General features: G+C 60.3%; 11 protein-coding genes. 6 read left to right on the plus strand and 5 right to left on the minus strand.

Annotated features, from left to right (window positions below; genetic code table 11):
• Positions 1–200: 200 nt before the first annotated feature.
• The 6 genes from AC58X1_RS04410 to AC58X1_RS04435 all read left to right on the plus strand — a co-directional run bounded on the left by AC58X1_RS04410 (position 201) and on the right by AC58X1_RS04435 (position 7,317).
• The gene (locus AC58X1_RS04410) at positions 201–1,115 is read left to right on the plus strand and encodes a LysR family transcriptional regulator (RefSeq protein ID WP_101319826.1); all 915 of its coding nucleotides are present in this window, start codon (positions 201–203) and stop codon (positions 1,113–1,115) included.
• Between the two features lie 1,821 nt (positions 1,116–2,936).
• A complete protein-coding gene (locus tag AC58X1_RS04415) occupies positions 2,937–3,590 on the plus strand; it encodes a methyl-accepting chemotaxis protein (RefSeq protein WP_410524672.1) in 654 nt (217 codons plus the stop codon).
• 22 nt (positions 3,591–3,612) lie between these two features.
• Positions 3,613–3,795, plus strand: coding sequence for a hypothetical protein (locus AC58X1_RS04420; protein ID WP_497428420.1), 183 nt, complete (start codon positions 3,613–3,615; stop codon positions 3,793–3,795).
• Between the two features lie 191 nt (positions 3,796–3,986).
• Positions 3,987–6,110 carry a TonB-dependent siderophore receptor gene (locus AC58X1_RS04425; protein WP_497428767.1) on the plus strand — a complete coding sequence of 708 codons (2,124 nt, stop codon included), beginning with the start codon at positions 3,987–3,989 and terminating at the stop codon, positions 6,108–6,110.
• Positions 6,111–6,367: 257 nt separating this feature from the next.
• On the plus strand, positions 6,368–6,961 hold the full coding sequence (locus tag AC58X1_RS04430; RefSeq protein WP_312386496.1) for a GNAT family N-acetyltransferase: 594 nt from the start codon (positions 6,368–6,370) through the stop codon (positions 6,959–6,961).
• Positions 6,958–7,317, plus strand: coding sequence for a cupin domain-containing protein (locus tag AC58X1_RS04435; RefSeq protein WP_101319833.1), 360 nt, complete (start codon positions 6,958–6,960; stop codon positions 7,315–7,317). The genes AC58X1_RS04430 and AC58X1_RS04435 overlap by 4 nt, the downstream gene beginning before the upstream one ends.
• Before the next feature lie 93 nt (positions 7,318–7,410).
• Here the strand turns inward: AC58X1_RS04435 and AC58X1_RS04440 are convergent, their stop codons facing one another.
• The 5 genes from AC58X1_RS04440 to AC58X1_RS04460 all read right to left on the minus strand — a co-directional run bounded on the left by AC58X1_RS04440 (position 7,411) and on the right by AC58X1_RS04460 (position 12,866).
• Positions 7,411–9,822 (minus strand): TonB-dependent siderophore receptor, encoded by a 2,412-nt coding sequence (locus AC58X1_RS04440; protein ID WP_497428421.1) that lies wholly within the window; start codon positions 9,820–9,822, stop codon positions 7,411–7,413.
• An 85-nt stretch (positions 9,823–9,907) separates the two neighbouring features.
• Complete coding sequence (locus AC58X1_RS04445) at positions 9,908–10,855, minus strand: FecR domain-containing protein (protein WP_497428422.1); 948 nt, start codon at positions 10,853–10,855, stop codon at positions 9,908–9,910.
• Positions 10,855–11,364: a sigma-70 family RNA polymerase sigma factor gene (locus AC58X1_RS04450; RefSeq protein ID WP_181107512.1), complete on the minus strand. Its 510-nt coding sequence runs from the start codon at positions 11,362–11,364 to the stop codon at positions 10,855–10,857. Before AC58X1_RS04450 ends, AC58X1_RS04445 begins: the two co-directional genes overlap by 1 nt.
• Positions 11,365–11,537: 173 nt before the next feature.
• Positions 11,538–12,635, minus strand: a complete 1,098-nt coding sequence (locus tag AC58X1_RS04455) for a catalase family protein (protein WP_220633722.1) — start codon at positions 12,633–12,635, stop codon at positions 11,538–11,540.
• 57 nt (positions 12,636–12,692) lie between these two features.
• The gene (locus AC58X1_RS04460; RefSeq protein ID WP_259073391.1) at positions 12,693–12,866 is read right to left on the minus strand and encodes a hypothetical protein; all 174 of its coding nucleotides are present in this window, start codon (positions 12,864–12,866) and stop codon (positions 12,693–12,695) included.
• Positions 12,867–12,871 lie beyond the last annotated feature (5 nt).

Below are 12,871 nucleotides of genomic sequence, written 5' to 3' on the forward strand. Positions count from 1 at the left end.
CTGTGTGAATCTCGTATTACCACGAACTTTATCCGGGCTTTCACCGTTAGACCATCAGTGGCGATTAATAGTCGACATGCCTGTCATTGATTGGGCCCCCTGCAAATTCGCAGATTGGCTCCCGGAAATCGGTGCAGGGTAACAGCCTTTGGCCGTAAGATTCACCCCTGCCCACCTCTGGCGATAGGCTAAGCGCATCGATGAACCGTAACGACCTGCGTCGTGTAGACCTCAACCTGCTGATCGTGTTCGAGACCCTCATGCACGAACGCAGCGTGACCCGCGCCGCCGAGAAGCTGTTCCTCGGCCAGCCCGCGATCAGCGCTGCGCTGTCGCGCCTGCGCAATCTGTTCGACGACCCGTTGTTCGTGCGTACCGGCCGCAGCATGGAGCCTTCGGCGCGTGCTCAGGAAATCTTCGCCCTGCTCTCCCCCGCGCTCGACTCGATCTCCACCGCCGTCAGCCGCGCCGCCGAGTTCGACCCGGCTACCAGCACCTCGGTGTTTCGCATTGGTTTGTCCGACGACGCCGAATTCGCCCTGCTGCCGCAACTGCTCAAACGCATCCGCGCCGAGGCGCCAGGTATCGTGCTGGTGGTGCGCCGAGTCAACTACCTGTTGATGCCGACCCTGCTCGGCTCAGGCGAAATTTCGGTAGGAGTGAGTTACACCAATGACCTCCCGGCCAACGCCAAGCGCAAGGTGCTGCGGCGCAGCAAGCCCAAGCTGCTGCGTGCCGACAGCATGCCCGGCAGCATCACCCTGGACGACTTCTGCGCTCGCCCGCATGCGTTGGTGTCGTTCGCTGGCGACCTGTCCGGGTTCATCGATGAAGCGCTGGATGAGCTTGGCCGCAAGCGCCATGTGGTGCTGGCGGTGCCGCAGTTCAATGGGTTGGGGAGTTTGCTGGGCGGGACCGACATTGTCGCTACGGTGCCTGATTACACCGCCGCAGTGCTGACAGCAGGCGGTGGGTTGCGGGCGGAGGATCTGCCGATTGAGGTGCAGAGCTTTGAGCTGCACATGGCTTGGCGTGGAGCGCAGGATAATGACCCGGCAGAGCGGTGGTTGAGGTCGCGGATACAGATGTTTTTTGGCGATCCGGACAGCTTGTGACTGAAATCCCGGGGGATTCAGGTAGCGTGCGATTTCGATTTTGCAGCACGGTCGTAATCGGTAGCAAATGGAGCACGCTTGCAACAGCCCCCACACACAACCTTTCACTCGCTCATCAACCAGCATTTTTCAGTGCATGCAGAGCTCCTGCGCACCACGTTGAAGCACCCAGGCTCATAGGCTCAAGCGCGCGCAACGCTGCCGACCGCAGACGACCTTACGATTAAGGTAATTGGTAGGGTGCTTACGACCTGGCTTGCTATTTGCTATCAATTTGCCATCCGAGTGTCGCGGTTGGAGAGGCAAATGTCGCTTTCAAGTAAAGTCATGCAGTTATCCTCTAGCGAAAAGAACTGGCTACCCTGGTTCGGCAAAACAGGAAAGATTGCGATGGGGTGGTCATGCCGGCTCAATCGGTCGGCCTATCCTGTGATCGAACAAACCTTTGAAGCCATTGCACAAACCCGCGTGCAGTTGCTACACAACTGGACCCGCGAGCAATGGGAACACCTCGCGGAACTGGCGGAAACGCTCGGTCGGGATATTGCCCATACCGACAGGCGTGCGCTGATGGACAAGCTCAGCCAAGCCGAAGATTTCTCCGAGCTGTTTGTTGTGGGTGTCGACGGCAAGGTCATCACCTCCACCTGGAGCGGACGCGGCAACAATAAGCTTGAGAACACCCGCGCATTGGCCGAAGGATTGAAAGCACCGTTTCTACATGGTCCCTACATCGATCCATTGACGTTGCAGATCGGTCCCTCGACTTCACGCTTTCACGATGAAGTCACGTTGATGTTTTATCAGCCATTGATGGCCGAAGGAAAAGTTCTAGGCTGCCTTTGCGGTCGTGTGCCAAACGATGTCTTGGGCGATCTTATACAACGTGAGGCCGGGCACATCTATGCCGAGTCGGGCGACAATTATCTGTTCATGGCGCAATCACGCTTTGATCCTGCGGTCGTGCCGGGAACCGCGTTGTCGCGTTCACGTTTCGAGGACGGCACGTTTACCCACGCAGACAATCTGAAAAGTGGCGTACACACGCCCTACAAGACCGTGCAGATTCAACGGCATACTGAGTTGGAACTGCGCTTCACCGACCCGGCGACACAAGAGTTGCACCCAGGTGTGCGCGAAACAATCCGCATGGGCTCCAATCTGTTCGTGACGTATCCCGGTTATTCGGACTATCGGCACATCCCGGTGGTGGGCAAGGGAGTTACGTTCCAACTGCCAGGCTCACCTGATCGCTGGGGAATGATGTGCGAGGCCGATCTGGAGGAAGTTTACCGTCGACGCTCACTCAGTTATGGCCTGATGAAACCTTATCTCGCAACCATGACAGGGCTCTTTGCCTGCAATTACACGATTCAACATTACAGCGGCCTCACACAGGGCATGATCGATGCCCTGGAGGTTTTGGGCATGGTCTGCGCCGCTGCGCTGTTCAGCCTGTTGGGGCCTAAACGGCTTGCGCAACGGTTGAGCGAGATGACAGGCGTGATCAGGACCATTGCCGAGGGCGAGGGCAACCTTCGTCAGCGTCTGGACACCGCGCGAATGGCCAACGACGAGACCGGCGACATGGGGCGTTGGATCAACAGCTTCATCGATAATCTGGACTCGGTGGTCGGCCAGGTAGTGAAGGCCAGTCGCACCGTTGGCGCCACCAATCAGATGATGCTGGGGCGCAGCCAGGAAGCCGGCATCACCTCGGCCGAGGTCGCCGAAGCGGTGCATTGCATGATGATCATCGTTGAAGAGCAACTGGGTGAAATTCAACAAGCCTCTGCCAGTGCCGAACAAATGAAACAGGCGATGGACGAAGTCGTAACCCGTGCTCGCGAGCAGTTTCTCGCGGTGCAGACAGGCACCCAGTCGATTCGGGATGTGGTCGAGCGCTCTTCCGCAAGCGTGCAGTTACTCGATAGCCGCATGACACAAATCGGCAACATCACTGGGCTGATCAGTGACATCACCAACCAGACGAACCTGCTGGCACTCAATGCAGCCATCGAAGCCGCGCGCGCAGGCGAACATGGGCGAGGTTTTGCCGTGGTTGCCGATGAGGTACGTAGCCTCGCCTCACGTACCTCTCGGGCTGCCGATGATATTCGGCAGATGGTCGAGGGCCTGCAGAATGAAACACAAACCGCCGTCAGCTTCATGAAGGAAGGCGTCAAGGACGTCGATAACAGCTTGCGCCTGGCCGAAGATGCGTCCTCGGAAAACGTGCAGTTGCATCAAGCGGTGGAAAGTATGTTTGCGGTCATTCAGCAGTTGAACAAGCGCAGCCTTGACTACGGCAAGACAATCAAACAGGTCGACCACTCTTCGGCGCAGATGCGTGAGACGGTAGTGGTGTTGCAAGGCAGTGCCGAGACCGTGCGGCTCAATGCCAACAAACTGCAAAAACTGGTGGGGCAGTTTGAAGTGAGCAGCATCAGCAGCGGACAGGTGGCGGCTGCTTGATAACGCCGCAAGGGCGCCAGCAATGCAGCGCAACCCATTGATGTGTCCGGCCATGGTCAATCAGATGATCAACGATCACGACGCCGTGGCCGGCAATCTCTTGTCAGGCAGCCTCCAAGCTTCGGAGCATGAAAAGGCCATAGCTTGCAGCAACGAGTTATCAATAACCATTATCATCGTGCAGGTGCAAATCCTTCTTATTTAGGTGTAAAGTTCGCGCGCTGTTGCTGACTGCCATCGCGCACTGCCGTGAAGGGCCACAGAGCGTCCTCCGCTTCGCGCGAACATAATGAGAAGACCAAAGGATGTTCCTTCGCCATGCGCCAGGTTACCCACCCAAGCCCCGAACATTTCGCCCGACGCCCAGCCTTCAGCCTTAGCGCACTGGCACTGACCATGGCCAGCCTCGGCTCAGGCAGCCTGCAGGCCGCTGAGGCCAATCCGGTACCGGCGCCCGTGGAGATTGACGCCACCAATGTTACCGGGCAAAGCCTCGAACGGCCCACCGAGCATGTGCTCGGTTACGTCGCCAAACGCAACATGAGCGCGACCAAGACCGACACGCCGATCATCGAGACGCCGCAGTCGCTGTCGGTAGTCACGAGCGACGAGATCCGTGACCGCCAAGCGGAAACGATGGCCCAGGCGCTGAGCTACACCCCAGGATTCACGGCCAGCTCGACCGCTTTCAACCGGACTGCTGACCGCTTCCGCATCCGCGGCTTCTCGGTCGAATCCGCCACCGGCGGCTCGCTGCGCGACGGCCTGCGTCTGCAGACCAACTCCTACGACGGCATTCAGGAACCGTACGGCCTGGAGCGCGTCGAGGTCATTCGCGGCGCTGCCTCGGTGCTCTACGGCCAGCTCTCGCCCGGTGGCATGGTAAACGGCGTCAGCAAGCGCCCAACCGAGGCGCCGCTGCATGAGCTGAATCTGCAGGCGGGCTCCAATGACCGCAAGCAGCTCTCCGCCGATTTCAGCGGCCCACTGGCCGGTAGCGACACCCTCAGCTATCGCCTTACCCTGCTCAGCCGCAACAGCGACACCCAGCAGGATCATCTGAACGACGACAGGTTCTACATCGCCCCGGCGCTGACCTGGCGCCCTGACGAAGACACATCGCTTACGCTGCTGTCCTTCTACCAGAAGACCGATACGCGTTTCCCCGCGCCTCTGGCCTATCAGTTGGTCGAAGGTGTGGGCAAAGGTGCTTTCACTATCGGTCGCCACGACTTTATCGGCGAGCCGGACTACGACGACATGAACGGCGAGATGTCGGCCCTGGGTTACGAGTTCAGCCACAACTTCAACGAGCACTTCACGGTCAATCACAAGCTGCGTTATTCCGAGTCCGATGTGAAGTGGAAATACCTGCAAGCGCAGACGTCCGCGGCTGCTATCCGCAATGCCGCCAATACCGGCATCCTTGCACGGCAATACAGCGATCGCCATGAGCGTGCGCGAACCTTGGCCACCGATACCAACATCGTATCCAAGTGGCAGCTCGGCAGCGTCGAGCACACTGCTCTGGTCGGTTTCGACGGCTACGATATCTCTTACGACTCGCATAACTTCCGAGGGGCAGCCCCCAGCCTGGACTTGAGCCGCTACAACTATGGTCAACCCGTAGTGGTCAACAGAAACCCCGCCACAGACCGTGGCTCGCAGCTCGATACGCTGCAAAAAGGTGTCTATTTCCAGGATCAGATCAAGTTCGACGACAAGTGGGTCTTGCAGTTGGGTGGCCGCCACGACTGGGCCGACCAGCAGCAGAAGGCGCACCGCAATGACGCCAAAGCCAGCCAGAGCGACGAGGCCACCACTTGGCGCGCCGGCCTGGTTTACCTGGCGGACAATGGCCTGGCGCCCTACATTAGCTATAGCGAGTCGTTCTTCCCGGTTTCCGTTGCGGAAGTCACTGGCCAGAGATTTGATCCCACCGAAGGCAAACAGTACGAAGTGGGTGTGCGCTATCAGCCCAAGGACAGCAATCTGCTGCTAAGCGCAGCAGTCTATGAGCTGACCCAGACCAATGTACTCAAGCAGGATCCAGCCACCGAAGAGTACCGCCAGACCGGCGAAGTGCGCTCACGCGGCCTGGAGCTGGAAGCCAAGGCGGATATCACCTCGGCACTCAGCATGATCGCTACCTACGCCTATACCGATGCACGCACCACCAAGAGCGCTGTTGCCGCCGAAGTGGGTCAACGTACCGACGAGACCCCCTACCACCAGGCAGCCCTGTGGACCAGCTATGACTTCGTCAACTGGGGCATTGCGCAACTGACTGTGGGGGCCGGCGCCCGTTACATGGGTACAACACAAGCCTCGGGCGTCGATTCGGCCACCCCAGCCTATACCCTGTTCGACGCCATGGCACGCTACCGGATCGACGACAACTGGGCCGTGACCGTCAACGCCAACAACCTGACCGACAAGCGTTACGTACAGTGCAGCTTCACCTCCTGCAGCTACGGTGACGAGCGCACCCTGCTGACCTCGGTGAACTTCACCTGGTGATCTGCAGCGCCGCGCGCTGAGCAAGCAACTTGCTGCGGCGCGCGGCCTTACCTGCCTAATGCAAGGCAGCGCGACCGATCAAGAATAGCCAGGCACAGCGACTCCTCAGATAACCATGAGCATGAGCGCAACGTCGCATGTCGTGCTGACGGTGTTCGCCCAGAGCATGATGGGTAGCGTCCAACTCGCCTACCCTGCCCGCTGCTAAAGGCGCAATCCTTCAAAACTAACCACCCGAGCCCATGGAAGCACCCCACATGTCTATCGACTTCAGACCTGCTCACGCCTCGGACGCGCACGACATCGCGCGCTTCTTTCAACTGACTTCGGAGGGCATGGCCGACTACATCTGGAGCAAGCTCGGCGCACCAGGGGAAGCGTTGCTGAGTGTCGGTGCGGCACGCTATGCCCGGGAGCAAGGCGACTTCTCCTACAAGAACTGCCTGATGGCCACGTCCGACGGGCGCGTCATCGGCATGATGCATAGCTATGCGTTGCGCGCGAGCCCTGACGCGCCTGCCGAGACCGACCCGGTCCTCGCGCCTTATGCCGACATGGAAATACCCGACACCTTGTACATCTCCAGCCTGGCGCTGGATGAGGCGTGGCGCAGCCAGGGACTGGGCGTCGAGTTTCTCCGCCACGCGCAGCAGCGCGCCGACGACGCTGGGCTGGATGGGCTATGCCTGATCGACTATGCAGAAAACCACGGTGCCCGCCGCTTTTACGAACGTCACGGTTTTCAAATCGTCAAAACCTGCCAGATCGTTGCGCACCCGATGCTGCGCGTGAGCGGTGAAGCCCATTTGATGTATCGCCCTACCCACAACGTGCCCGAGAACAATCAATGAACAAGAGTCTCACCGTATTCCGCGAACTGGATATCCAACCGGTACGCGACCTGCCCTTTTTCGAAGAAGTCCTGGAAGGCACCCCGCACACGTTGACGTCCAAGTACTACCACGATGAACAGCAAGGTCGCATTTGCGGGGAATGGCAAGCCAGCATCGGCGCTTGGCGCATCGACTACAAAGTCTGGGAGTTCTGCCACGTCCTGAGCGGCCGCTGCGTCATCGAGCTTGAGGGCTGCGCCCCGGTCACATTGGCCGCGGGCGACACGTTCATTATCGAACCGGGCGCCAAGGGCAAGTGGACTGTGCTGGAAGACATGAAGAAGAACTTCGTGATTCTGGTGCCGGCGGGCTAGGTTCTGCACGAAAACCAACCTGACCACGACGCGGTCACGGACACCCGCCCGGCGCCACACTCCCGCGCCGGGCCAGCCCTTCGAGCCTATCGATCAAAACCCAACAGTCGCCGAGACCAGATACGTCCGCGGCGTCGACAAGCTCAACCCAGGCTCACTGTCATCCGACGCCCCGGCCGAAACCCAGTAGCGATCATCCAGCACGTTCTCGACGCTGGCTCGCACCGTCACATCCTTGTCCGAAACCTTGAAGGCGTAGCGCGCACCGAGGTCGAAGCGCTCCCAGCCGTCGATTTTCTTGCTGTTGGCCTGATCGAGGAACTGTGAGCTGGAGTGAATGCCGCGCGTGGTCAGGGTCAATCCTTGCAGCGCGGGTACGTCCCATTCGGCGCCCAGGCTGACGTTGTATTCAGGCGTGGCCGGGGCGCGGTTGCCGTCGGCAACGCCGCCTATCGTGCCGGTCAGCTCGCTGTCGATGAACATCACGCCACCGAGCAGGCGGACGCCCTGGAGTGGCTCGCCGAACACACTCAGCTCGATGCCCTTGTTTTCACGCTTGCCGTTGGGGCCAAACACGCGCGTGGCAGCGTTGGTTTCGTAGGCAGGTTGCTTGATGCGAAAGGCGCTGGCGGTCAGGCCGAAGGTACCGAGGTCGTACTTTGCGCCTACCTCGATCTGGCGGCTGATGAAGGGCGCGAAGATGTCGTCAGAATTGCGCGAGGTCGAGGGGGCGATCTTGCCCTGGCTCAGGCCTTCCATGTAGCTGGCGTAAAGCGACAACTGCTCGCTGAGCTTGAACACCACACCACCCGACGGCGAAAGCTTTTCCTCGTCGTAGCCGGTGAGGCCCTTCGCGCCATTGCGCCAGTCGTCGACTTTGACCCGCTGCCAGCGTGCGCCCAGGGTCAGCAATACACGGTCGTCGAAAAAGCCTAGCGTATCGGCCAGGGCTATGCCGGTGAACCGGTTTTCGGTGTACACCTCGGCATCAGGACGGGTCGGGGTGCCGGGTGTTGGGATGGCGCCCGGGTTGTACAGGTTGCTGGGGCTTGCGGCGTAGCGTGCGCCGCCGTTGGTGAAGTCCATGTAGAAGTAGCTGGCTGACAGGTTCAGCTCATGGCTGACCGGGCCGGTCGTGAACCAGTTGCGCAGTCCGGCCATTGCAGTGCGCACCGATTCGTCGCGGGTAAAATCGCGCGGCAGCACACTGAAATCGCCGGCGTCATTGCTGACCGGCACGTTGTGGCGCAAAAAGTCGTGGTTGCTCTCGCGCGCGCCGAACGCGGCATAGGCCATCAGCGAATCGCTCAAGTCATATTCGCCGTTCACCGTGCCGAAGGTGTCCTCGGTACGCGCCTTGGTCCAGGCCTGGGCGTAGTTGCGATGTACATCCCTGGCGTCTGGCACCTTGGCGTCGGCACCGATCAGCACTCGCTCCTGCGGGGCGTCGGTGTCGCGCTGGGTGTGGCCAAGGTCGGTCGACAGCCGCAGCCGCTCACCGCGAAAATCCAGGCCCAGCACGGCCATTTCACGGTTGACGCTCTGGTGATCCCAGGTGGTGTCACCGGACTGCTTGACCGCGTTGAAGCGCAAGCCGAACTGATCACCCTCACCAAAGCGTCGGGCGATATCCACGGCGCCGCCCGCCTGGCTGTCCGAGGCGTAGCTGCCGGTAAACTCGGTGAGCGGTTTGTCCCCTGCCCGCTTGGGTACGACGTTGATGCCCCCGCCGACGCTGCCACGCGGCGAAATGCCATTGATCAGTTGGCTGGGGCCTTTGAGGATATCGACGCGGTCGGCCATTTCCATGTCGATGGAATACGTTGGCAATACACCGTACAAGCCGTTGTAGGAAACATCGCTGTTGAACAGGCTCAGGCCACGGATGGTGAACTGCTCGAAGCGGCCACCTGCAGGGTTGGTCGCGCGCACCGAGGGGTCACTGGCGACCAGATCGTTGAGGGTGCGCGCCTGCAGGTTCTTCACCGTCTGGCTGGTGTAGGTGGTCATGCTGAACGGCGTGTCCATGAAGTCACGCGAGCCAAGCAGGCCCTGCGAGTTGCGGCGAGCGACCTGGCCACCGGCGTAGGGCACGCCGTCATCGGCCACGTGCCCACTGCTGATCGTGGTCGGCGCAATTTCCAGGGTACTGGCATCCTGCGTTACTGGCACCACGGTGTACGCATCAGCGCCTGTCGACTGCAGCCGCAATCCGCTGCCTTGCAGCAATTGGGCGAAGCCTTCCTCGACGCTGTAGCTGCCCGAAAGCCCGGCACTGGAGCGCCCACTGACCAACTCAGGGCTCACCGACAGGCTCACCCCTGATTGCGTGGCAAAACGGGTCAGCGCGACACCCAGGCTACCAGCTGACACTGCGTAACTGCGCCGGTCAACGTCATCGGCCCAACTGACCGGGACGAAAAGTGGTGTAGCACTCAGGCTCAGCACCAGGCTTACGCGCAACAAAGACTCACGGCCTGAACGGCCAGGCATCACGACGGACATAGGAGGCAAGCTCTCGTTTTCAGTTCACTTACCTGGAATGACCGGTGAGGCGAAAAAAAGGGACATGGGTTACGCCTGAGTTTTGTTACACATGAGCGTTGAGGGGCATCAAGGTGACCCAATAGCGGGTGCGTGACTGCACCTCGAGCGGCAGGCTCGCCGCCAGCAGAGACAGCACACGGTCGGTATCGTCCAGGCGAAAGCTGCCGATCACCCGCAGGTTTTCCAGTTCAGGCGCCCAACGCAACAACCCCGGACGGAAGCGCCGCAGCTCGCGCAGGAAATCGCCCAGCGGCTGGTTCTGGGCAATCAGCACACCCTCGCGCCATCCGGGCAGCGAAGCATCGAAGCGACCGACCTCACCCGCCCCGCCAGGCCGCAACCTGACCTCCTCACCTTCACGCAAGAACAGCGCCGGCCCCTGCAACGGGTGTAATTGGGCTGCACCACTGGCGACTTTGATCTGGCAGTCGCGGTCATTGAGGCGCACGCACACATCACTGCGGCCAACCACAACCCGACCGTACGGCAAGTGAATGGTCAGCCCAGCGCTGTCATTCACCCTGAGTGCCATCTCACCGCGCACCAAGGTCAGCTCACGCTTACTCAGGTCGACGTTGACCGCGCTGTCGGTGTTCAACTGCAACAGGCTGCCGTCGGCCAGTTGCAGGGTTTTCTGTTCGCCGATGGCGGTGTGCACATCGGCCAGCCAAACCTGCACGGGCACCTGACGGGCGATCAACCAGGTGGTTGGCAAGACTGCGGCAATACCCAATGCGCGCTTGATTGCTGCACGGCGCGCAAGGTCGGGACGATCCAGTGAAGCCATGGCCAAGGCCGGCGGCAGCGCTTCAAATCGCTGGCGCAGTTGCTGCGCTTTCTGCCAGATGTGTTCATGGTTGGCGCTGCTGTTGCGCCAGTGCTGGAGGCGGATGTGATCTGCTTCGGTGGCCGTGCCTGACTCCAGCAACGCCAACCAGCGCGCCGCTGCGCGGGCAACCTCTTGCATCTCGCTGGTGGGCGCCGTGCGCATCAAAGCTGCACCAGCAAGCAGTGTTCGTAGGCTTGTGCCATATAGCGCTTGACCGTGCGCTCCGACACGTCGAGCCGCTCGGCGATCTCGCGATAGCCCAGGCCGTGCAATTGGCTCCAGAGAAATGCCCGGCGCACCAGCCGTGGCAGGCCATCCAGCAGTTCGTCCAGCGCCTGTAGCGTTTCCAGCAGCAGCCAGCGCTGTTCTGGAGACGGCACGCACTCCTCAGGCAGTTGCGCCAGCGCTTCGAGGTAGGCCGCCTCCAGGCTACGCCGGCTGTAGAAGTTGCTCAGCAGACGCTTGCCCACGGTCAGCAGATAGGCCCGTGGCTCGCGTAACTCCTCGAGCTTTTGCGCGCTGGAGAGTACCCGCAGGAAGGTATCCTGACTCAGATCGGCCGCATCCCAGCTATTGCCGACGCGGTGGCGCAACCAGTTCTCCAGCCAGCTGCGATGCTCGCGGTACAGGACGCTCAGGCGCTGATCGGGTGGCGTAACGGCGTCAACCATGGGTGAGGCTCTGCACTTCAATGAATGGTATTGATTCTATTTAACAATAGAGTCGGTTACCAGATCATTTCCTCCACCGGGTCAGCTACTCAACCAGGGCGGTAAGCCGGATACTCATGCGCTGCTCGCTGGTAGCCCGCACTGATGCAGTGCTACCAGCGCGTACAGCACTTCTAACGGGGTTCGTGAATAGGACAGCCGTTATGGCTACCCCTGAACTCCGACGACATCTCGTAAGAAGGCTTGCGCACTCGCATTACGCCCCCGAGCGGACGATGGGCAGCCAGACCATGCCAAGGACTGAAAGCCATGCCATCGTCGATTTCATGAACCTTGGCGTCATCCCACGAAGGCTGCGCTTCGACCTCCAGTCGAGCGACCGTGAGATACGGGCTGAGATCCTCAGGCCATTCAACCGAAGCGTCCTCGATGGGCATTTTATCCAGATCGGTCGCCAGTTGGACACGGATCTCCCAGACCCCGCCGTGTGTATTGAAGTGCTCGGCAACAGCCGCACGCAGGCCGTCAGGGTTGTCGTCCAGATCTACCTTCAGATCGGTCAATGCCGTCAACTCGGGCGAAACAGGCACTATGGCAAGCTTGGCATAATAAGGACCGTACAGCACCGGCACCACAGTGGTGAAGGTCTCACCGAGGACATGAGTCTGCGGATGGCCGCCGAGGCTCTTTAGTGTGCCGCTCTCCCCGCCCATGGCCTCGACCACCGACTCGACGCCGCGCAAAACCGCTGAAAGCGCTTTCTTCATGCCTGGCGCTCGGTCAGTAGTCTTGGCCAGAAGTTTCAGCGTCTTGAGAAACGCCTTTGGGTCAGCCGCAGTGAAAGCCTTGGCGTTCTGCATCACGAAATCCTGAGTCACCTCGCCCTCACTACCAGGCAAACGAGGTCCATCAACGCCGACAATCTTCAGCGCCAACCCCCTGGGAGTGGACACCTTGTCGTCGAGGATATCGCCGGGGTTGGTCGAGAACCGCAGATAGGCAGAATAACTGCCAGCGCGAGCGAATGCGCCTTGAGCCAAGGCAGGCGGTAAGTCGCCAATTACGACCACACGCCCGCGCAGCAAGCCATGGGCCTTGGCGTGGACACTGCGGTTGGCGTGGCCCTCATCGGCGAAGGTTTTTTCCATGATGTCGTGAAGCGTCTGCGCCAGTTCCTTGCTGGTCTGCGCCTCGTCATCGGGGATCTGCTCGAACGAGGGCTGGAACATGAGCGGCGCAGTGGCGACAGTTACTTTGGATTGATCACTCATCACAATTCTCCGGCCAAGCTCACGGCTGAAACTTGGCATCTTCATAGAGCCAAAAGTTTACTTGCCCAGATCAGCCTTCAACCGCTGCCCAGCATAGGCCTGCGCCTCGGCGGCTTTTTTCACCACTGCAGCGGTGCCGAAAAACTCGTGTGTCACGCCATCGGCGTATCTCTGGTAGGAAGGCGTATTCGTACTGAACTGAGCTGCAGCCAGCAAAAGCTTGTTCTGCATGGTGA

The organism is Pseudomonas sp. PGPR N4, from assembly GCF_059693665.1.

Coding starts and splice junctions, on each gene's coding strand:
- AC58X1_RS04410 (WP_101319826.1), top strand. CDS start 201: ATGAACCGTAACGACCTGCGTCGTGTAGACCTCAACCTGCTGATCGTG.
- AC58X1_RS04415 (WP_410524672.1), top strand. CDS start 2,937: ATGGACGAAGTCGTAACCCGTGCTCGCGAGCAGTTTCTCGCGGTGCAG.
- AC58X1_RS04420 (WP_497428420.1), top strand. CDS start 3,613: ATGCAGCGCAACCCATTGATGTGTCCGGCCATGGTCAATCAGATGATC.
- AC58X1_RS04425 (WP_497428767.1), top strand. CDS start 3,987: ATGGCCAGCCTCGGCTCAGGCAGCCTGCAGGCCGCTGAGGCCAATCCG.
- AC58X1_RS04430 (WP_312386496.1), top strand. CDS start 6,368: ATGTCTATCGACTTCAGACCTGCTCACGCCTCGGACGCGCACGACATC.
- AC58X1_RS04435 (WP_101319833.1), top strand. CDS start 6,958: ATGAACAAGAGTCTCACCGTATTCCGCGAACTGGATATCCAACCGGTA.
- AC58X1_RS04440 (WP_497428421.1), bottom strand. CDS start 9,822: ATGTCCGTCGTGATGCCTGGCCGTTCAGGCCGTGAGTCTTTGTTGCGC.
- AC58X1_RS04445 (WP_497428422.1), bottom strand. CDS start 10,855: ATGCGCACGGCGCCCACCAGCGAGATGCAAGAGGTTGCCCGCGCAGCG.
- AC58X1_RS04450 (WP_181107512.1), bottom strand. CDS start 11,364: ATGGTTGACGCCGTTACGCCACCCGATCAGCGCCTGAGCGTCCTGTAC.
- AC58X1_RS04455 (WP_220633722.1), bottom strand. CDS start 12,635: ATGAGTGATCAATCCAAAGTAACTGTCGCCACTGCGCCGCTCATGTTC.
- AC58X1_RS04460 (WP_259073391.1), bottom strand. CDS start 12,866: ATGCAGAACAAGCTTTTGCTGGCTGCAGCTCAGTTCAGTACGAATACG.